This is a genomic window from Novosphingobium sp. (assembly GCF_036803765.1).
Taxonomy (GTDB): Bacteria; Pseudomonadota; Alphaproteobacteria; order Sphingomonadales; family Sphingomonadaceae; genus Novosphingobium.
Window position 1 is genome coordinate 1 of record NZ_DAIRTS010000037.1, and the last position, 20,456, is coordinate 20,456.

A 20,456-nucleotide genomic window follows, 5' to 3' on the forward strand; every position below is an offset into this window, starting at 1 on the left:
ATCGTCGCCCCCAGCCAGATTCTTCGCAAGCTCGCCTCTTACCCGCGCCAGAATGGCGTCACCTCAAGCTTTGTACGCTGAACAACGATTTTCCGGACATAATGTGAACATTGGTGTCAGGCAGCGGCGCGAAGGTACTGGTAGAGTATCCGTGATGATCAAGCCTGAGATTGCACCCAGCATCGATCGGCTTTGAGGAGAGCGTTGGCGGTAACGACCATTTTTCGCATGACGGCTGTGATGGCGATTTTGGCTGGCTTTCCGGCGGCAACGAGTTGCTGATATTTGACCTTGAGATCGGGGTTGTATCGGGCGGCGACAAGGGCGGGCATGTAGAGTGCCTGCCTCACGTTGGCGCGTCCGCCACGGATGAAGCTTTTGCCTTTCCACTGGCCGGACTGTCGCGCGATCGGTGCAAGGCCTGCGAGGGACGCGGCATGCTTGTTCTCAAGGCTGCCGAGTTCGGGCATGGTGGCAATGAGCTGATTGGCGGTCAGCGTTCCCACGCCGGCGATGCTGGTCAGGATCTGATGGCGGCGTGTGAGTGCGGCATCGGCAGCGATCAAGCTGGCGATTTCGGCATCGAGCGCCTCGACATGCCGATCGATCTGTTCGAGCCGCTGCCGGCACTGGCGCTTGAGGAAGGTGATCGTAAGGTTCTTCTCGCGGTTCTTAAGCGCGGTCCGATCACGCACCAGGCCGTCGCGGGCATTGATGAGTTCAGCCATCTGGGCCTGCTGCGTGCTTCTGGCAGGTCGGATCGGCGGTTGCAGGGTGGCGGCCATGCGGGCCAGAAGCATGGCATCGATGCGATCGGTTTTGGCCAACGTGCCAGTTGCCTGAGCGAAGCGCCGAGCGCGTTGCGGGTTGAGCTTCACGCAGGGCCAGTCGGCGAGCGCCGCCTCCAGCGCACGGTGATAGGTGCCGGTTGCCTCATAGGCGATCCGTTCGATTGGCCATTGTCGCAACCAGGCTATCAACGCCTTGCGGCCCTTGGCGGTATTTGCGAACTGACGCTCGGCGCCAGCGGGGTGGGCGTGGCAATCGAGGCTCGCTTTGGAGATGTCGATGCCGATTGTCTGTGGTAGATTGTCGCTCATCTTTTCCGGTGTCCCATGCTTGTCGTCCGGGCCGTAAAGCCCCGGTATCCGTTCGGGCCTGAAGGAAAAGAAAGGGGCGATCCTACTCTAACCCGGTCCCCAAACGACCACCGGTTTCGCGATCCGTCCCCTTCCGCCCGGACCGGGGTGGCCACCCCGGTCCGGGCAATCCAGCATGACCCAAACGGACAGCAATGTCATAAGACAAGGGTTTCGCGGCTGATGCCCATGTCGCGCGCTATGGTCGCCTTGCGTTCACCGGCGGCAACGCGGCGGTGCAGATCGGCAATCATCTCATCCGAGAGCGACCGTTTCCGCCCCCGATAGGCGCCGCGCTGCCGAGCGATCGCAATGCCTTCGCGTTGCCGTTCGCGGATCAGAGCGCGCTCGAACTCAGCAAACGCACCCATGACCGAGAGCATCAGATTGGCCATCGGGGAGTCCTCCCCCGAGAAGGACAGGCTTTCCTTCTCAAACTCGATCCGGATACCTCGCTTGGTGAGGCCCTGGACCAGCTTGCGCAGGTCATCCAGATTGCGGGCCAACCGATCCATGCTGTGGACGACGACGGTATCGCCTTCGCGGGCGAAAGTGAGCAGAGCCTCAAGCTGGGGGCGGTTGACGTCCTTGCCCGATGCCTTGTCGGTGAAGGTCCGATCGAGCGACTGACCTTCCAATTGGCGATCCACATTCTGATCGAACGTGCTGACCCGGACATAGCCGATCCGTTGCCCCTTCACTGCGCACTCTCTCCATCAAAATGTCAGGTTGAAATCTATGATACGTAACGAAATTCGTCAACAAATTCCGTTTATCACCCTAATCTGACAGAAACCGCAGTACCGCCCTGACGTCCAGTTAGGCTATACTCCAAGCTGACATCACAAAATCAAATCCCTCAAAGATGGCGTCAATTGCCTTGATGGGGTAAAAACTGGAGTGCTTCCAGGATGGGACATTCGGCAACGTCATCTCCAGTGCATCTGGCTAACGTGGTCGCCAGCGTCACCTCTATCTTCTGCAAATCTGCAATGCGGCGGCGGACATCTTCAAGGTGGAGTTCGGTTCTCGCCATAACCTCCGCGCAGGTTTGTGCACCGGTATCGGTGAGCGACAACAATGACCGTATCTCATCCATTGCATAGCCAAGGTCGCGCGCGCGCAGGATGAACTGCAACCTTTGCACCAGTTCCGGCGAATAGACGCGGTAGCCGTTGGAACTGCGAGGCGGCCCCGGCAGCAATCCCACCTTCTCGTAATAGCGGATGGTTTCGAGATTGCAGCCTGTTTTCCGGGCAAGCTGGGCACGCAAGATGCCGACCTGTTGCTCCATGAAAATACCTCTTGAGTCTGTAGTGGCTACAGAGCCTACACTGCGAATCACTCAGTTGGAACAAGGGATTCAAGCCATGGTCTCAACGCCGGAAGCGGGACAGCCAGCCCTCACCGAAAACCACGAGCCGAAGCAGGCAAACTGGGTTGCGGCGGGCGCATTGATCGGCGCGGGGCTCGCCTCGGCTTGCTGCGTCGTCCCGCTACTGTTGGTTATGCTCGGAATTTCCGGCGCGTGGATCGCCAACCTGACGGCGCTCGAACCTTACAAGCCCTATGTCGCAGGCGTAACGCTCGCGCTGCTCGGCTACGGCTTCTGGCATGTCTATTTCAAGCCGAAACCGCCCTGTGAAGACGGTTCCTACTGCGCTCGTCCACAATCGGCTTGGACCACCAAGGCGGTGCTGTGGCTGGGCCTTGCCGTCGCCATCCTGGCGCTCACCATCGACTGGTGGGCACCCTGGTTCTATTGAAAGGAAATACCCATGAAAAAGACAGTATGTATCGCTATGGCCGTGCTGGCTATGGCTGGCGGCGGGGTCGCCTATGCAGTTAGTGGCACGGCGCAAGATCGCCTCGCGGCTACCGCAACCGCTCAGAAGCAAACCACCTTTGCCATAGAGAACATGACCTGCGCCACCTGCCCGATCACCGTGAAGAAGGCGATGGAAGGCGTCGCCGGGGTAACGGCGGTCACGGTCGATTTCGCAGCCAAGACCGCGCGCGCAACCTATAACCCGCGCCGCACCAATGCTGCTGCGATTGCCGCTGCATCAACCAACGCGGGTTATCCGGCGCGCGCTATTCAAAACTGAGCGGGGCGCCGCCAGCGCCTCAAGAAAGCGATAAGCAATGAACGACTGTTGCAACCGCCCCGGGCAGGAAGGATTTGACGTGGCCGTCATCGGCGCGGGTTCTGCCGGGTTCTCCGCCGCGATCGCCGCTGCCGATCTGGGCGCGAAAGTGGCGCTCGTCGGTCACGGCACGATTGGCGGCACCTGTGTCAATGTTGGCTGCGTTCCTTCCAAGACGCTGATCCGCGCCGCCGAAGCGGTGCATGGTGGGCTTGCCGCCGCGCGCTTTCCCGGCCTTGGGGGCGCTGTCCAGATGGATGACTGGTCCGTATTGGCGGCGTCGAAGGACGATCTTGTCACGACGCTGCGCCAAAAAAAATATGTCGATCTGCTGCCCGCCTATGACGGTGTGAGCTATATCGAGGGCAAGGCACGCTTTGCCGATGGTGCGCTGATTGTCGGCGATGCGCCCATGAAGGTCGGCAAGGTCATATTGGCGATGGGTGCGCACGCCGCCGTGCCGCCGATTCCGGGGATGGACAGCGTGCCCTACCTAACCAGCACATCGGCGCTGGCGCTGGATCGCTTGCCCAAATCGCTGCTGGTGATCGGTGGCGGGGTGATCGGGGTAGAACTGGGACAGATGTTTTCGCGTCTGGGCGTTGATGTCACCATCTGCTGCCGAAGCCGCCTGCTCCCCGAAATGGACCCGGAAGTGAGTGCCGCGCTGAAAAACTATTTGGAAGCCGAGGGCGTGCGGGTTTGCGCAGGTGTCGGCTATCAGCGTATCGCCCAAACACAGAGCGGGGTCGAATTGACCTGCGAGGGGCATTGTGACACCGTCGCGGCGGAACAGGTGCTCATCGCCACCGGACGCCGACCCAATAGCGACGGGCTTGGGCTGGAGGAGCGCGGCATAGTGCTTGCCCGTAATGGTGGAATCGTCGTCGATGACCACCTCGAAACGTCGGTTCCAGGCATTTACGCGGCGGGCGATGTAACGGGACGGGACCAGTTCGTCTACATGGCCGCCTATGGCGCAAAACTGGCCGCGCGCAACGCGGTGACGGGCAACCAATACCGCTACGACAATTCCTCCATGCCATCCGTCGTCTTCACCGACCCGCAAGTCGCCAGCGCCGGCCTCACTGAAACGACAGCACGGGCGCAAGGCCTGGACATCAAGGTTTCGCTGCTCCCGCTCGATGCTGTGCCAAGGGCACTGGCAGCACGCGATACGCGGGGTCTCATCAAACTGATTGCCGACAAGGCGAACGACCGTTTGCTGGGCGGCCAGATCATGGCACCCGAAGGCGCGGATTCGATCCAGACACTGGTGCTGGCGATCAAACACGGCATGACCACCCTGGAATTGGGTGCAACGATATTTCCTTACCTGACCACTGTGGAAGGCCTCAAACTGGCGGCCCAAACGTTTGATAAGGATGTCGCCAAACTGTCTTGCTGCGCCGGGTGATTGCTCGGGGATCAACCGGCAACGAATGGCCTCCCTCCAGTGCAAGCCGCTTTGGTGTCAATTTTGTTATTCGCCTCAGCGGGAGAGCAAAATGGCACGACGCCGACTTCTGACCGGAGACGAGCGCCGGCGCCTGTTCGATCCTCCTGTCCAAGAAACCGCGATCATTGGGCATTATACCCTTTCTGCGGAAGATGTTGAATTGGTTGGGCGCCGCTATGGTCCAGCAAATCGCCTCGGTCTGGCTGCACAAATCGCTTTGATGCGACATCCCGGCTTTGGTCTGCAACCCGAGATCGGGCTTCCCGACGTCATTCTTCAGTACCTCGCGGCACAGTTATTCGTCGATCCTTCCTCCTTCTCTGCATATGGTCAGCGCGCGCAAACCCGTACCGATCATGCCGATCTCGTGGCGCGTTATCTTGGCATACGCCCGTTTCGACGCGGCGACCTGGCACTTGCCCTGAATCTTGCCGCGCAAGCCGCCGAGTATACAGACAGAGGTGAACCGATTGTTCGCGCCCTCATGGTTGGCCTGAAGGGTGAGCGGTTCATTCTTCCGTCAGGCGACACACTGGAACGCGCCGGTCTTGCTGGCCGGGCACGCGCACGCAAAGCTGCCGCAGCCGCAATCGTCGAAGGCCTCAGCTCTGCTGAACTGACACGGCTAGACGAACTCGTAATCAACAACCCGGATTTCGGCATGACACCGCTGGCGTGGTTGCGTAATTTCGAAGAAGCCCCGACTGCGGCCAATATCAATGGCTTGCTTGAGCGCCTGCGCTATGTTCGCGGCATAGGTATCCACCCGGTAGTTGGGGGCGCCATTCCGGAATTCCGCTTTGCCCAATTTGTCCGCGAGGGCGGCGTGGCACCGGCATTCCTGCTTTCGGATTACAGCGTCAATCGCAGGCGGGCGACGTTGACGGCCGCAGTGATCGACCTTGAGGCCAGACTTGCCGATGCCGCGATCCAAATGTTTGACCGACTTATCGGCGGCATGTTCACGCGCGCGCGGCGTGGGCGCGAGCGTCGCTACCAAGATAGTATTCAGTCGGTGGGGCAACTCATGCGGCTGTTTGGCGCCACGATTACAGCACTTGATGAGGCTGTCCAGAATGGCGGCGATCCGCTCGAATTGATTGACGAAGCGGTGGGCTGGCACCGGCTTGTTGCGGCAAAGGCCCAAGTAGATGCCCTTGCTGATCTTGCCGGCGAGGACGCACTGGTAACGGCAACCGAGCGTTACGCCACGCTACGGCGTTTCAGCCCGGCATTTCTGGACGCCTTCACCTTCAAGGCGTCTGGAACAGGGACGGCACTGATCAAAGCCATCGATGTCATTCGCGATGCGAACACACGAAAGTCGCGCGACCTTCCCGATGGCGTTCCACTGCCATTCCCCAATCGGCAGTGGAAGCGTCTCATCACCGAAAGCGGCCGTATCGACCGCCGACGTTATGAAATTGCGATCATGGCAACCTTGCGTGATCGTTTGCGCGCCGGTGATGTATGGATCGAGGGAACCCGCAACTATCAGCGCTTCGATGCCTATTTGCTGGGTCGGCGCGACGCCGCCAAAGTGGCGGATGTGCTTCCGTTCGATTCAAATGCTGCATCCTACCTCGCTGACCGGGCACGAAATCTTGACTGGCGGCTGCGCCGATTTGCCAAGCAGTTGAAAACAAACAAGCTTGAGGGAGTGTCGCTCGAACGAGACCGGCTCAAGCTTCAGCAAATGCCGCCTGTCACCCCACCGGAAGCTGAAGCCCTCGATCGCAAGCTCGATACCCTGCTTCCCCGCGTGCGCATCACCGAGCTGCTGCTTGAAGTCGCCGAACGCACTGGTTTTTTGAACGCATTCCGTGACCTGCGCTCAGGCAAGGAGCACGACAACCCCAGCACGGTACTCGCCGCAATTCTGGCTGATGGCACCAACCTCGGGCTGGAGCGGATGGCCAATGCCAGCGAAGGCGTCAGCTATGCCCAACTCGCATGGACCCACAACTGGTATCTTTCACCCGAGAACTATCAGGCCGCGCTGGCCATGATCATCTCAGCCCATCACGAATTACCCTTCGCGCGGCATTGGGGCGCTGGCACCAGTTCGTCGTCCGATGGCCAGTTCTTCCGGTCGGGGCGGAGCCGTTCAGGGGCGGCGGACGTCAATGCCAAATATGGCGCCGAACCTGGCGTGAAAATCTATTCTCACCTTTCCGATCACTTCGCATCATTCGGATCACGGATCATGTCCGCGACGGCAGGTGAAGCGCCTTACGTGCTCGACGGGCTTGTCCTGGGCGCCGGCAACCTTCCGTTGCATGAGCACTATACCGATACCGGCGGCGCCACCGATCATGTTTTCGCACTCTGCCACCTACTCGGGTTCCGCTTCGCGCCCCGGCTGCGCGATATTGGCGACCGCAAGCTGGGTTCGATCGCTGCGCCATCGACATACAAGGGCATCGAAAATCTGATGGGCCGCACCATCAAAACGGCAGCGATCGAGGCCGATTGGGATGACATCGTCAGGATTGTCGCCTCAATCAAGGATGGCACGGTGGCGCCGTCAGTAATCTTGCGAAAACTTGCCGCCTACAAACGCCAGAACAGGCTGGATTTTGCATTGGCTGAACTGGGCCGTATCGAGCGCACATTGTTCACGCTCGATTGGCTTGAACAACCGGAACTGCGACGTGCCTGTCAGGCCGGTCTCAACAAAGGCGAGGCGAGGCACACGCTTGCCGCCGCCATCTATACCAACCGGCAGGGTCGGTTCACCGATCGCTCGCTGGAAAATCAGGAATTTCGCGCATCTGGGCTGAACCTGCTGATTGCGGCGATTTCCTACTGGAACACGGTCTATCTCGACCGGGCCGCCCAGCACCTCAACGCTGTCGGCACGACGTTCGATGCGGCACTGCTTGCGCACCTTTCTCCGATGGGCTGGGCGCACATCAGTCTGACCGGCGATTACCTCTGGGAGCAGGCCAGGCGACTTCCAGCAGGTGAATTCCACCCACTCAACGAGCCAATGGCGCGGTTGAAGCGTGTAGCGTAGCCCATGTTCCGCTTATGTCCGAGAAATCGTTGTCTGGCGAACAAACCTTGAGGTGACGCCAGAATGAGCTGGCCCTCGCATTGCGAGAGGTGGGCCGCATCGAGCGAACCCTGTTCATGATCGACTGGATTCTTGATGCCGGCCTCCAGCGCCAGGCTCAGATCGGCCTCAACAAGGGTGAGGCCCACCACGCCCTAAAGCGCGCCATCAGCTTCCACCGCCGAGGTGAAATCCGGGATCGATCCGGCGAAGGCCAGCACTATCGCATCGCCGGAATGAACCTGCTCGCCGCCATCATCATATTCTGGAACACCATGAAGCTCGGCGAGGTCGTCAATACCCGGGCCGCCAGCGGTACCCATATCGCGCCTGATCTACTCGCCCACGTCTCGCCGTTGGGATGGGAACACATCAATCTAACCGGGGAATATCGCTGGCCCAAATCCTTAGCGTAGGATTCCGCCCCCTCCCGCAAACGCCCCCTACGATTGAGAAGCGCGGCGGAATCTCTTAGATTGATCGCTGGAGGCTTTGTTCGCGGAGACGCGCACATTGCCTTCTTTTCGTTTTAGGAAGCGCTGCCCTAAGCGACAGAAGCCAGAGCTTTGACAATGCGGCATTCCGCGATGGAGCCGACCATGTATCTTGATCCTATCGGTGCAGACACGCGATGATGGCGGTCACGACGGCGGTGGTTTCCGCGACGTCGCGCACCCTCACTGTGTCGAGGCCGATTTCAGCAGCGGGATAGTCATTCCCACCGGGGAATATCGCATCCCCAATGAACAGCATCCCGTCGAGCGGGACACCGCTCTCGGCACTCAGGTGCTTCAGGCCATAGCCCTTGTCGATCCCTGCTCTGGTCACGTCGATCGATGTCGTGCCACCGAGATTGATCGAGAGCTCCGGCAGCTTCGCGCGCAACGTGGCCTGCAACGCGGTCCTCTTCTTTCGGTCAGGATCCCACGCTTCCTTTTCCTTCAGCGGCGCTGCCTGCCCCAGGCCCGAAAAGGTGATCTGGCTGCCCCGGTCCTCGATCCGTTCGCCCCAGATACGTTCGTCGGCGAGACCGGCATCGGTCAGCGCCTGATCGAAGGCCGTGCGGATCTTCGCCTTCTCCGCGTCGTCGAACAGTTCGGCATAGACCGCGCGCCAAGCGCCATTGATGAACCGATAGAGTTTCGTGCCTGTGGTCGGCATCAACCAGAGACGGTCGAGCGCGACGCCGGCAGGAAGGCGCGAGGCGATCTGCTTTTCGAACTGCGGCCAGTCCCCGCCCGAGATCACCGCCACATCCGTGATGGCGAGCAATCGGGCGAGGATTGCGGCCATATCCTCCGATAACGGCCGCTTGCTCTCGGCAAGCGTGCCGTCGAGGTCGAAGGCGATCAGCCACTTCATGCCGCCTTCCCTGCCGGATCGCGGTAGGCGAGCAGCCTGAGCGCATTGATGACGACGAGCAGCGTCGATCCCTCATGAACCGCCACCGCTGGCCCAATGCCGAGGCCGAGGATGGTAGCAGGCACCAGGAAGGCGACGACACCCAGGCTGACGAAGACGTTCTGCCGGATGATTCCACGGGTATGGCGGCTAAGACCGACTGCGAATGGCAGGTGCGCCAGATCGTCGGCCATCAGCGCCACGTCGGCTGTCTCCAGCGCAACGTCCGACCCCGCCGCGCCCATCGCGATGCCGACCGTGGCGCTTGCCATCGCCGGCGCATCGTTCACGCCGTCGCCCACCATCGCGACCTTGTCTTCGCCGGCGAGCTTCTTGATCGCGGCAACCTTGTCTTCGGGCATGAGGTCGCCCCACGCTTCGTCGATCCCGACTTCGTCGGCGATCGCTTCGGCGACTTTCTGGTGATCGCCGGAGATCATTATCATCCGCGACACGCCCATCTCGTGCAGCCGACGCAACGCGGTCTTGGCAGCTTCGCGAGGCGTGTCCATCAGGCCGATCGCGCCCAGGTCGCGGTCCCCCTTGCGGACCACCATTGTCGTGCGGCCGTTCTCGCGCAGCTTCGCGATTGCGTCCTGCGCGCCCTGCCCCAGCGCCGGAATGCCCTCACTTCCGAACATCTCGGCCTTGCCGATCCACACCGTCTCGCCATCCACGCTCGCGGTGACGCCCCGACCGGTCAGGCTCTTGAGGTCGCCGGCAGTCGGCACGGCACGATCGTTCAGACGTTCGCGGCCGTCCTTGACGATCGCTTGGGCCAGGGGATGGTCGCTCAACGCTTCGACGGCGACAGCCAGCGCCAGCAACTCGCCTTCATCGGCGCCATCGACGGGCACGACATCAGTGATGCGCGGACGACCTTCGGTCAGCGTGCCCGTCTTGTCGAAAGCGATCGCTTTGAGCGACCCGAGGTTTTCGAGCGGTGCACCGCCCTTCACGAGCACGCCGCCCCGCGCTGCACGGGCAACGCCCGACAGGACCGCGCTCGGCGTTGCGATCGCGAGCGCGCACGGGCTTGCCGCCACCAGCACCGCCATCGCGCGATAGAAGCTGTCGCGGAACGGCTCGTCGACGACCACCCATGCGAACAGCAGGAGCACTGACAGGACCAGGACGGCGGGCACGAAGATCCGTTCGAACCGGTCGGTGAAGCGCTGCGTCGGCGACTTCTGCGTCTCCGCTTCGCTCACCATCTTCACGACCTTGGCAAGCGCGCTTTCATTGGAACGGCGTGTCACCTCGATCTCGATCGCGCCGCCGCCGTTGATCGTACCAGCAAAAACCCGGCTTTCCGCGTCGACTGCATCGGGCTTGGCGCGTGCCGCTGCGGCATCTGCGACCGGCACCTTGTCGACCGGGATGCTTTCACCCGTGACCGGGGCCTGGTTGATCGCGCTGGTGCCCTTGATGACGAAGCCGTCGGCAGGCAGGCGCTCGTTCGGGCGGACGATGGCAATGTCCCCGACGACCATCTGCTCGACCGGGATTTCGCTGGTCTGCCCGCCGCGTCGCACGGTCGCGGTTTCGGGCGCGAGCTTCGCCAGCGCCTCGATCGCCTTCTTGGCGCGGCCCATTGCATAATGCTCAAGCGCATGGCCGAGGCTGAACAGGAACAGCAGCAGCGCACCTTCGGCCCATGCGCCCAGCGCAGCGGCGCCGGCCGCAGCGACCAACATCAGCGTGTCGATCTCGAACTTCTTCATCCGGAGGTTGTCGATCGCCTCGCGCAGCGTGAAGAATCCGCCGAAGAAATAGGCTGCGATATAGCAGGCGGTCGGCAGCCATTCGGGCGCGCCAGCGACCAGCCTCTCGATCGCGTAGCCGATCCCCAGCAGCGCGCCACAGGCGAGCGCGAAGATCAGCTCGGTATTGGGGCCGAGAAATTCGGCGTGGCTATGGTCGTGGCCATCGCCGGGGCCGTGCTTCTCTTCGCCCGCGCCGTGGCCCCCGGGGCCGTGGTCGTGGCCGGCATGTTCATCGGCAGCGACCCGCTTGCCCACCCTCACCTTCAGCTTGCGAAGCGCAGCGCGCACCTCCTCTTCGGTGGTTTCGCGGCGATCATATTCGACCCGGACAGACCCGCTGGTGCTGGCGCTTGCCTGGACCACGCCGGGCAAGGCGCACAGCGCATCGCTGACCGTGCGCGCCCGACGTTCGTGGTTGATCCCCGTCACCTGCCAGATCGCATGGCCGTAGCGCTCGGTGATTTCGGCACCTGCGGCGCGCACCATTTCGCGCAACCGTGGCAGCGGCAGCTTGGCGGCATCGAAATGGATGCACAGCGCCGCTGGCGTGTTGCCGTCGAGACAGATCACATGCGCCCGCTCGACACCTTCGCGCTTTGACAGGGTTGATACGAGACGGTCCAGGCAGGCATCGGCCGCGTCAGGAAGGTCCGGCAACAACACTGGAATGTCGAGTTCGAGCTTGTCGTTCATGACGACCTCCTTTCGCTTTTCTTGGTTTCGGCGCGCGCGTCGCGCAGGATTTCGACACCGCCCTTGATGGCGATGATGGCGGTGGCGAAGCCGACCAGCAGGTCCGGCCAATTGGTACCCAACCACAGCACCAGCACGCCGGCGATCAGGATGCCGCCGTTGGAAATGAAGTCGTTGAAGCTGAAGGTGGTTGCGGCCCGGAGATTGACGTCCGGATCCTTGAGGCGCTGGAGCAGCCGCAGGCAGAGGTAATTCACGACGCCGGCGATCGCGGACATGACCATCATGGTAGGTCCGATGGGCTCGCTGCCCTGCACGTAGCGCCGTCCGACATCGATCAAGATGCCGCCCGCGAAGATCAGCAGCATGACGCCCGAAGCGACCGCGGCGCGTGTCTTCCATGTCTGGCCCCGGGTGAGCGCCACAAGGCTCAGCGCATACACAGCCGTATCGGACAGGTTGTCGACGCCGTTGGCGATCAGCGCGCTCGAGTCCGCGAAGAAGCCGGAAACGAAGAAGCCCGCAGCGATCGCCGCGTTCAGCAGCAGGACGATCCACAGTGTGCGGCGCTCCTGCCCGCCATTGTTGTCGTTGCCCGGGATCATCCCATCATCTCCTCAAGTGTCAGCAGGGCCAGGAAGCCGACGAAAAACATCGAGCTGATGAGCGGGGTGTCGGGTTTCTCGTGCGCCTCGACCAGCAACTCCTCCGTGACGAGGTAGAGCAGCGCCATCAGCCCGAAGCTGAGGAAGCCGGCGATCATCACCGGCGACAGCGCGGCGACCGGCACGGCAGCGAGCGCGCCGATCGGCAGCAGCAGGGCCAATGCCGAGACGATCACGATGATGCGCAAGCGCGAGCGATAGGTTTCCGCCAGCTCGTCGGTCAGCGTCAGTCCCAGAAATAACACTTCCAGAGTGAGCGCGATCGTCAGCAGGAGACCTGCCTTCTCGCCCGCCACGAAAGCGAGGCCGAGCACCAGGCCGTCGACCAGAATGTCGATGCCGATCGCGGCGAGTAGCGCCATCGGCCCCTTGAAGCGGGCCTCAAGAGCCTTGAGCCCCAGCATGGTCGCGACGCCCGCCGCCCCGCCGATCAACGTCGCGCTGGGCGATGCCTCATGCTTGACCTGCGGCAGGATTTCGGTCGCTGCCGCCGCGAACACGACGCCGGCAGCGAGATGCTGTAGGCCCGCCACGAGGCCAGGTTTCAACTTGGTGCGGCTCGCGACAATCGCGCCGAGCACGACCGCCAGCACAGGCGCAAGCGTATAGAGCAGTGCCTGCATTTCCTAGGACTCCTCCGGGGTTCGGTGGCAGACGCGGATCTTCCCGCGTCGCGTGAACGCGATCGATCCGCCCGCCACGACAGCTCGCGAATGGTCGCCGCGAAACTCGTCACCGGTTCGCTGCGCGCGCAGGATCTCGGTCCTGCCCTTCGGCAGCCAGGTGACGGCCATTTTCAAGCCGTCATCGATGAAGTCGACATCGGCGCGTGTGCCGTCGTCGCAGTACATGATGCGCTGCGCGATTAGTTTCGACGTCAGATGCTTTTCATGCGCCGGCTCGGTAGGCTGGGTCGGCGCTGGATTACACGCCCCTATAACCGCCCCGGAGACGAGAACGACGCCGAGGCGCGCGATCGCCAGACCGGCCCGATTCAGGCCGCACAAGGTTGTCACATTTGAAATCGACGTGTCAGACATCGGTCTCTTCCGACGAAGCGCCCTGTGGCGTTCGAAGGCAGGGCAGTTCATCGCGTGCCTTCCTGCTCGCAGATCCGGGTACGGCCATCGCCTTCCACGATGGTGAGCTGCGACCCCTTGAAGGTCGCGGTGGCTGTTTCGCCGACATATTGCAGGCCCTGCGCTGGCGCGGTCAGCATCATCGGCGGTCCCCCGTTGGAGCGCCGCAAATCGATCTGCAGGCCGTTGTCCTTGTAATCGACGAACAGCGGTTCCCCGTCGGAACAGCGATATCTATGCCGCCCCATTTCCCCGGTCGCCACGGCGCTGTCGGACGAATGGATCTGCTGCTCCGTTGGCGGGGCTGGCGGCTTTCTTTCCGAGCACGCCGCGAGCCCGACAACGAGGATGACGGCGGGCAGCACCCGCTTACAGTGCATCATCATCGCGCCTTCCTCCTGTAGCGGAAGGGGACGCGCTGACGATTGATAGCCCGGGCAGGCTGACCTACCCGCCAGCGGAGATAGGTTGCGAGGCGATCGTCAGATTCGACCATCAGGGATCGCAGGCGGCGCAACATCATCGCCGCGAACGGCAGGGAGAGCGCCCCGCGCAGCGTGCAGCTATGCGTTAGCCTGGTGCCGCCATCGTCCCCCGCCAGCTCGTACCGCTCTTCGAGCGTGAACAGATAGGGGATGCCGCAGGACCAAGCGAAGGCGTGCGGTTTATCGAATCGATCAATCCGTGCTGGCGTCCGAATTGGCCGGGTGATGCCCTGGATCGCAAAGGTGCATTCTGTGTCGCCGAGCCGGGACGGATCATCGAGAAATACGAGCGGACTCCACGCCCGGCGATGATCCGGATCGGTGAGTGCCGACCAGATGCGCAGTGGCCCGCCGTGAAGCATCGAGCTGGTTATGGTGCGAGGCATATCCCCATCTCCCAGAGATGGGCGGGGCGATCGCGGATCGCCCTGCCCATCCATCAGGCCAAGTTGTTCACGAAGGTCTGACCGTGGTCGTCCCCTTCATGCTCCTCATTGTAGTGCTCGGGTTTCTCGATCACTTTCTGCCCGAACCGGGCATAGAGTGTCGGCAGCACGAACAGCGTAAGAAGCGTCGCCGAGATCAGACCGCCGATGACGACCGTCGCCAAAGGCTTTTGAACCTCTGCGCCGGCGCCTTCGCCCAGCGCCATCGGCACGAAGCCGAGGCTGGCGACTAGCGCGGTCATGATGACGGGTCGCAGACGCTGCATCGCGCCAACATGCGCGGCTTCCTCGCGGCTCATCCCTGATCGGATCAGATCTTGGATCGAGCTGACCATGACGAGGCCGTTGAGGACCGCGATGCCCGAGAGGGCGATGAAGCCCACTGCCGCCGAGATCGAGAAGTCCATGCCCCGCAGGAACAGCAACAGGACGCCGCCCACCAGCGCGAAAGGCACGCCGGTGAACACGATCGCGGCGTCGCGGACCGATCCCAACGCCCCGTAGAGGAGCAGCAGGATCAAGATGAAGCAAGCCGGAATGACCAGCTTCAGCCGTTCGCTTGCCGATTGGAGGTTCTCGAACTGGCCGCCCCATTCGAGATAGGTGCCGGCAGGCAGCCGGAGTTGGCTGCCGATCGCCGCCTGCGCATCCGCCACGACGGATCCGACGTCGCGGCCACGCACGTTGGCTTGCACCACCACGCGCCGCTTGCCGTTCTCGCGGCTGATCTGGTTCGGACCATCGACCACCTTGATCTCGGCGACGCTGGACAGCGGTACATAGCCGCCGCCTGCCACCGGCACCTGCACCTGTTGGAGCAGGCCGATGTCGGCACGCTGCGCCTCCGACAGGCGGATCACCACGGGGAAGCGACGGTCGCCCTCGAAGATCTGGCCCGATGTTCGCCCGCCGATCGTCGCAGTCACGGTGTCCTGCACATCCTGAGCCGTAACGCCCAACCGCGCCATCGCGTCGCGGTTGACGCGAATGTCGAGCATGGGAAGACCGGTCGTCTGCTCCACCTTCACGTCCGCTGCGCCTTGCGTTCTGCGCAGCACCGCCGCGATTTGCTCGGCCGTCCGGTTCATCTGGTTGAAGTCGTCCCCGAACACCTTCACCGCGATGTCGCCGCGCACGCCGGCGATCAGCTCGTTGAAGCGCATCTGGATGGGCTGGGTGATCTCGTAGGCATTTCCCGGAATCTTCGCGAGATTACCCTCGATCCGGCTGACCAGCTCCTCCTTGGGAAGCTCAGGATCCGGCCAATCCTTGCGCGGCTTCAGGATGACGAACATGTCGGTCGCGTTCGGCGGCATCGGGTCGGCCGCCAGCTCGGCGGTGCCCGTCTTGGAATAGACGAATTGCACCTCCGGCTGCTTCGACATCATCCGCTCGATCGGCACCTGCATCGCCTGGCTCTGCTGGACCGACGTTGCCGGAATGCGGAGCGACTGGATCAGCAAATCGCCTTCGTCGAGCTGCGGCAGGAACACCGAGCCGAGCGTAGTGAAAGCAAGCGCCGCCACCACAAGGCTTCCCACACCCGCACCGATCGTCAGCGTCGGGCGCTTCATGGCCCGGTCGAGACCGGGTTCGTAGCGCTTCTTCAGCCACGTGATGATGCGGCCGTCCTTCTCCTCGACCTTCTTCGACAGCCAGATCGCAATCATCGCCGGCACGAAGGTGAGAGAGAGGATGAAGGCGAAGGCGAGCGCGATGATGACGGTCAGCGCCATCGGTCCGAACGTTTTACCCTCCACGCCGGTCAGCGTGAGCAGCGGTACGTAGACGAGGATGATGATTGCCTGCCCGTACACAGAGGGACGGATCATCTCACGCGCAGCGGCTGCCACGGTCGCGAGCCGTTCCTTGACGCTGAGCAATCGGCCTTCATGATGCTGTTGCTCGGCAAGCCGGCGCAGCGCGTTTTCGACAATGATGACGGCGCCGTCGACGATCAGACCGAAGTCCAAAGCCCCAAGGCTCATCAGATTGGCCGAGACCCCAGCGCGCAGCATACCAAAGCCTGTCAGCATCATGGTGATCGGGATGACCAACGCCGCGATCAGGGCCGCACGGAAGTTGCCGAGCAGCAGGAAGAGCACGACGATGACCAGCACCGCGCCTTCGGACAGGTTTTTCGCGACCGTCTTGATCGTCGAATTGACCAGCTCGGTGCGGTTCAGCACCGGCTGAATTACGACGTCAGGAGGCAGCGAAGCGTTGATCGTCTTCAGTTTCTCAGCGACCGCGGTCGACACGATGCGGCTGTTCTCGCCGATCCGCATGATCGCCGTGCCGACGACGACTTCGGTACCGTTCTCCGATGCCGAACCCATGCGGATCGCCTGACCCGTCTTCACAGTCGCAACTTGTTCGACCGTGATCGGCACGCCGTTACGTGTCGCGATCACGGTCCTGGCCAACTCGCTGGCATTGCGAACGAGCGCATCCGAGCGAACAGCCAGACCTTCGCCATTGCGATTGACGAAGCCACCGCCGACGCTGGTGTTATTGCGCTCCAGCGCATTTCCCAGGTCCGTCAGCGTGATGCCGAGCGAGGCCAGCTTCTGCACGTCGGGCACGACGAGGAACTGCTTGGCGTAACCGCCAATCGAGTCGACACCGGCGAGGCCCGGTGTGGTCTTCAGAAGCGGCGTCACGATCCAGTCCTGCGCGGTGCGCAGGTAGGTCGCCTTGTCCTCTTCGGTCGTCAGTCGCTCGCCCTCTGGCGTGATGTAGCTGCCATCGGGCTGTTGGCCCGGTTCACCGGGCTTGTGCTTGTCGTCCTCGCGATGATCGAGACGAACGGTGTACATGTACACCTCGCCCAGGCCTGTCGCGATCGGACCCATTTCAGGGTTCACGCCGTCGGGCAGATTCTCTTGCACGCCCCGCAGACGCTCGCCCACCTGCTGGCGGGCGAAATAGATGTCCGTCGCGTCCGAAAAGACCGCCGTGATCTGCGCGAAGCCGTTGCGGCTCAACGAGCGCGTATATTCCAGGCCGGGGGTGCCGGCGAGCGCGGTTTCGATTGGAAACGACACCTGCTTCTCGACCAGCTCGGGCGAGAGGGCAGGCGCGCGGACGTTGATCTGGACCTGATTGTTGGTGATGTCCGGCACCGCGTCGATCGGTAGCCGGTAGAGGGAAAAGGCGCCGATGGCGGCGACGATGACGGTGAGGAGCAGGACTAGCCAGCGCTTCTCGACCGCCCAGGTTACGATACGGGCGATCATGGCTTAATCCTCGTGGCTCGCTTCGCCCTTGCCGATCTCGGCCTTGAGCGTGAAACTTCCGGTGGTGGCGATCTGTTCGTTGCCGGTCAGGCCCGACCGGACGATCACCGTGTCGCCCGACGCATCGCCGAGCTGGACCGGGGTCGCCTTGAAGCCGGTGGGCGTGCGCACGAACACGACCGACTTGCCCTCGAAACTCTGGACCGCCGTCGTCGGCACGCGGACCGCCCCGCTCCCGCCGCTGCCCGTGAGCTGCACGGCTGCCGTCACAGGCTCGCCGACCCGCCATTCGCCACCGCGATTGTCGAGGGTGGCGAGCGCAGGCACGAGCCGCGTCTGCGGATCAAGCGCCGGCGACACGAAGGTCACGCGGGCGGTCGCCTGACGGCCTGCCGCCTTCACCAGCACCGTATTGCCGGGACGCACCCGGCCCGCATCCTCGGGCTTGAGATTAAGCGCGATCGACACCTGGCTCAGGTTGGCGATGCGATAGAGTTCGGCATCCGCCGCGACCGTTTGTCCCAGCGTCACGGGGCGCGCAATGATCTGGCCCGAGATCGGCGCGGCAATGCCGAGCCGGTTGAGCCCGCCGCCGCCGACACCCGCCGCCGAAACCATGCTCTGCGCCTGCGTCAGGGCGATCCGCGCCTCCGTCGCCGCTGTGCGGGCGGCGATCAGATCCTGTTCAGGGGAGACTCTCTGCGCGAACAGCCGCTGTTCGCGCGCGAGGTTCGAATTAGCGAGCTGAAGCCGCGCCCGCGCCGCCTCGACCTCGCCCTTGATCTGCGCCGCCTCGCGGCTTTCGATGACCGCAATGGTCTGGCCGCGTCCGACCGATTGGCCGAGGTTACGGGTGAGCGCGACCACGCGTCCCGCAATTGCGGCCGAGACGACCTGCGTTCCCTGTGGGTCGCCCTCGATGATCGCGGGCAGCTCGATCGTCCCGGCCCCGCCGATGATCGGCCGTCCGACCTGGACGCCCGCTGTGGCGATCTGGTCGGCACCCAATGTGACGACGCCTTCACCGGCATGACCGCCTTCAGCACCGCCCTTTTCCGTGCCCGCTGCCGTCTCATTGGCAGCTGCGCCTTCGGCAGTTGCCTCGTTTCCGCCATCCTTGCCGCCGCAGGCAGCCAAGAGCAGGGCGAGCGACGCCGCGCCCGCGAGATAAAAGCTCTTCATCACTGATTCCCCCCATTGGGCGCACGAGCGGTCAGTCGCTCCACTTGCGCGCGGGCATTCTGGTAATTGGCAAGCGCGTCGATCGCGGCGACCCGCGTTTCGGCGAGCGTGCGTTCAGCATCGAGCAATTCGAGCTGGCCGAACTTGCCCTCGCGATAGCCGATCCGCGCGATGCGGGCGGCCTCCTGTGCAGCCGCCAGCGCCGGCCCCGACGCCGCACGAGCCGTCGTTGCGGCATTGGCCGCCTGCGCCTGCGCGTCCGTGATCGCCTGTTCGATGTCGAGCGCGGTCACGCGGCGCTGCGCATCCGCCTGGGTCCGCTGCGCGGTCGCCTGCGCAATCGCGGCGCGACCATTGTTGAACACCGGGATCGGGATCGACACGCTGAACACCGCCGCCATGTCGTTGGTCGCTTCCAGGCGGCGGATCGACGGCCCGACGTTCAGGTCAGGCACGCGATTGGCGCGCGCGAGCCGCACGCCGGCTTCGGCAATGGAGAAATCCGCGTTGGCTGCCGCCAGCGCGAGTGTGCCGGTCGTGTTGACCGGTGCCAACGGCCCATAGACGTTCACATCGGGAAGGCGATCGAGCAGCGTGTCATCGAGCAGGCCGTCGATCGGCCGTCCGATCCGACGCGCCAGATTGGCGCGGGCCGCCTCGGCCAAGCGAAGCTGCCGCTCCACATTGGCGTCGGCATTGATACGCGCGACATCCGCGCGCTGTTGCTCGAGTGGCGATGCCCGCCCTGCCTGCACGCGAACGCTCGCGGCCCGCAGCGCATCGCTGGCGATCCGGGCCTGATCGCGGGCTGTCATTACCCGGCGATCGGCCGCGACCGCTTCGACATAGAGCTGCGTTACCTGAAGCCGGACATCCGCCGCGATGATCGCGGCCTGGATCTCGGCCCGGGACAATTGCGCATTGGCGACCGCGACGCGGGCGCCGCGCTTGCCGCCTAGCTCGATCGGGATCGCAAAGCCGACCGTGGTTTCCGCGCTGCGGCCCCCCCGATACGGCCCGGAGCCGATGACATTCTCGACTTGGCCTTGAACCACCGGATTGGGCCGCAAGCCGGCGACTGTGCGACCTGCACGGGCCGCGTCGATTCCAGCTGTCGCCGCTTCCGCAGCAGGGGCCGAACCGCCCGCTGCACTGACCGCTTGGTCAAGCGTGTAGACCGGCGCATCCTGCGCAACAGGCGCGGACGGTCCGACCTGCGCCTGCGCCATCGTGGCGCAAGACGCTGCGGCCAGCATGGCCGCGAGGATACGATTCATGAAAATAGGACTCCTGACGATGATCGACAGGGGCGCGCCAACGCACGCCCAAATCGGACGTCAGGCTTGGGGGGGCCTCAAATGGACCATGCCGGTGCGGCCGTCGAGCGACGCAGAGGCGGAGATTGTCGGCTTGGGCACTGTGAGGACGGGGGTATATTCCATCGTCGTGCGCGCAGGCGCGCCGACGTCGTGTCCGTGACAATAATTGTGATGATGCGGGACATTCTTGTCCGAGTCCGATGGCACCTGATCGATGTCACCGGCGGTATGGACCGTGAACTCAACGCCCGCGATGCTTCCCCCCGCCAGATCGGCGGCATGGGCCATGCCGGAGAAGCTGGTCAGGACCAGCATCAGGCATGTCAGGAAAGGCAAAAAGGCTCGCACTAGCTTGCCTCTATCACGGAAGGGTTTTCA

The 20,456-nt window shown here is 63.1% G+C and carries 18 protein-coding genes and 1 pseudogene; 5 read left to right on the plus strand and 14 right to left on the minus strand.

Annotated features, from left to right (window positions below; translation table 11 throughout):
- Window positions 1–158 precede the first annotated feature (158 nt).
- From V7Q48_RS16910 to V7Q48_RS16920, 3 genes are all read right to left on the minus strand, one after another.
- Window positions 159–1,100 carry an IS110 family transposase gene (locus V7Q48_RS16910; RefSeq protein ID WP_333840053.1) on the minus strand — a complete coding sequence of 314 codons (942 nt, stop codon included), beginning with the start codon at window positions 1,098–1,100 and terminating at the stop codon, window positions 159–161.
- A 197-nt stretch (window positions 1,101–1,297) separates the two neighbouring features.
- Entirely contained in the window at window positions 1,298–1,840 is a 543-nt protein-coding gene (locus V7Q48_RS16915) for a recombinase family protein (RefSeq protein ID WP_333840055.1), read from the minus strand.
- 170 nt (window positions 1,841–2,010) lie between these two features.
- Window positions 2,011–2,433 (minus strand): MerR family transcriptional regulator, encoded by a 423-nt coding sequence (locus V7Q48_RS16920; protein ID WP_014072603.1) that lies wholly within the window; start codon window positions 2,431–2,433, stop codon window positions 2,011–2,013.
- 76 nt (window positions 2,434–2,509) lie between these two features.
- Here V7Q48_RS16920 and V7Q48_RS16925 point away from each other — a divergent pair, with 76 nt between their 5' ends.
- The 5 genes and pseudogenes from V7Q48_RS16925 to V7Q48_RS16945 form a co-directional block, all read left to right on the plus strand.
- On the plus strand, window positions 2,510–2,905 hold the full coding sequence (locus V7Q48_RS16925) for a mercuric transporter MerT family protein (protein WP_014072602.1): 396 nt from the start codon (window positions 2,510–2,512) through the stop codon (window positions 2,903–2,905).
- A gap of 12 nt (window positions 2,906–2,917) precedes the next feature.
- Complete coding sequence (locus tag V7Q48_RS16930; protein WP_333840107.1) at window positions 2,918–3,247, plus strand: heavy-metal-associated domain-containing protein; 330 nt, start codon at window positions 2,918–2,920, stop codon at window positions 3,245–3,247.
- A 79-nt stretch (window positions 3,248–3,326) separates the two neighbouring features.
- Window positions 3,327–4,703: a mercury(II) reductase gene (gene merA / locus V7Q48_RS16935; protein ID WP_021222959.1), complete on the plus strand. Its 1,377-nt coding sequence runs from the start codon at window positions 3,327–3,329 to the stop codon at window positions 4,701–4,703.
- Window positions 4,704–4,794: 91 nt separating this feature from the next.
- Window positions 4,795–7,764: a Tn3 family transposase gene (locus V7Q48_RS16940; protein WP_014072601.1), complete on the plus strand. Its 2,970-nt coding sequence runs from the start codon at window positions 4,795–4,797 to the stop codon at window positions 7,762–7,764.
- A gap of 56 nt (window positions 7,765–7,820) precedes the next feature.
- Window positions 7,821–8,219: pseudogene (locus V7Q48_RS16945) on the plus strand (Tn3 family transposase); the annotation flags it as partial.
- Between the two features lie 196 nt (window positions 8,220–8,415).
- Here V7Q48_RS16945 and V7Q48_RS16950 read toward each other — a convergent pair.
- From V7Q48_RS16950 to V7Q48_RS17000, 11 genes are read right to left on the minus strand one after another with little or no spacing between them, the layout of a single operon-like run.
- Window positions 8,416–9,165: an HAD-IIB family hydrolase gene (locus tag V7Q48_RS16950; protein WP_333840120.1), complete on the minus strand. Its 750-nt coding sequence runs from the start codon at window positions 9,163–9,165 to the stop codon at window positions 8,416–8,418.
- Window positions 9,162–11,663 carry a heavy metal translocating P-type ATPase gene (locus tag V7Q48_RS16955; protein ID WP_004212886.1) on the minus strand — a complete coding sequence of 834 codons (2,502 nt, stop codon included), beginning with the start codon at window positions 11,661–11,663 and terminating at the stop codon, window positions 9,162–9,164. The genes V7Q48_RS16950 and V7Q48_RS16955 overlap by 4 nt, the downstream gene beginning before the upstream one ends.
- Window positions 11,660–12,268: a cation transporter gene (locus V7Q48_RS16960; RefSeq protein WP_004212885.1), complete on the minus strand. Its 609-nt coding sequence runs from the start codon at window positions 12,266–12,268 to the stop codon at window positions 11,660–11,662. Before V7Q48_RS16960 ends, V7Q48_RS16955 begins: the two co-directional genes overlap by 4 nt.
- Window positions 12,265–12,951 carry a ZIP family metal transporter gene (locus tag V7Q48_RS16965; protein ID WP_004212882.1) on the minus strand — a complete coding sequence of 229 codons (687 nt, stop codon included), beginning with the start codon at window positions 12,949–12,951 and terminating at the stop codon, window positions 12,265–12,267. Before V7Q48_RS16965 ends, V7Q48_RS16960 begins: the two co-directional genes overlap by 4 nt.
- A 3-nt stretch (window positions 12,952–12,954) precedes the next feature.
- Window positions 12,955–13,368 (minus strand): hypothetical protein, encoded by a 414-nt coding sequence (locus tag V7Q48_RS16970; RefSeq protein ID WP_004212881.1) that lies wholly within the window; start codon window positions 13,366–13,368, stop codon window positions 12,955–12,957.
- Window positions 13,369–13,415: 47 nt separating this feature from the next.
- Window positions 13,416–13,793 (minus strand): hypothetical protein, encoded by a 378-nt coding sequence (locus V7Q48_RS16975; RefSeq protein WP_009824022.1) that lies wholly within the window; start codon window positions 13,791–13,793, stop codon window positions 13,416–13,418.
- Window positions 13,790–14,278, minus strand: coding sequence for an SRPBCC domain-containing protein (locus tag V7Q48_RS16980; RefSeq protein WP_004212879.1), 489 nt, complete (start codon window positions 14,276–14,278; stop codon window positions 13,790–13,792). The genes V7Q48_RS16975 and V7Q48_RS16980 overlap by 4 nt, the downstream gene beginning before the upstream one ends.
- A 53-nt stretch (window positions 14,279–14,331) precedes the next feature.
- On the minus strand, window positions 14,332–17,577 hold the full coding sequence (locus V7Q48_RS16985; RefSeq protein WP_004212878.1) for an efflux RND transporter permease subunit: 3,246 nt from the start codon (window positions 17,575–17,577) through the stop codon (window positions 14,332–14,334).
- A gap of 3 nt (window positions 17,578–17,580) precedes the next feature.
- Complete coding sequence (locus V7Q48_RS16990; RefSeq protein ID WP_004212877.1) at window positions 17,581–18,759, minus strand: efflux RND transporter periplasmic adaptor subunit; 1,179 nt, start codon at window positions 18,757–18,759, stop codon at window positions 17,581–17,583.
- On the minus strand, window positions 18,759–20,036 hold the full coding sequence (locus V7Q48_RS16995) for a TolC family protein (RefSeq protein WP_037486870.1): 1,278 nt from the start codon (window positions 20,034–20,036) through the stop codon (window positions 18,759–18,761). The genes V7Q48_RS16990 and V7Q48_RS16995 overlap by 1 nt, the downstream gene beginning before the upstream one ends.
- Window positions 20,037–20,096: 60 nt before the next feature.
- Window positions 20,097–20,393 (minus strand): hypothetical protein, encoded by a 297-nt coding sequence (locus V7Q48_RS17000; RefSeq protein WP_007406840.1) that lies wholly within the window; start codon window positions 20,391–20,393, stop codon window positions 20,097–20,099.
- Between the last annotated feature and the right edge of the window lie 63 nt (window positions 20,394–20,456).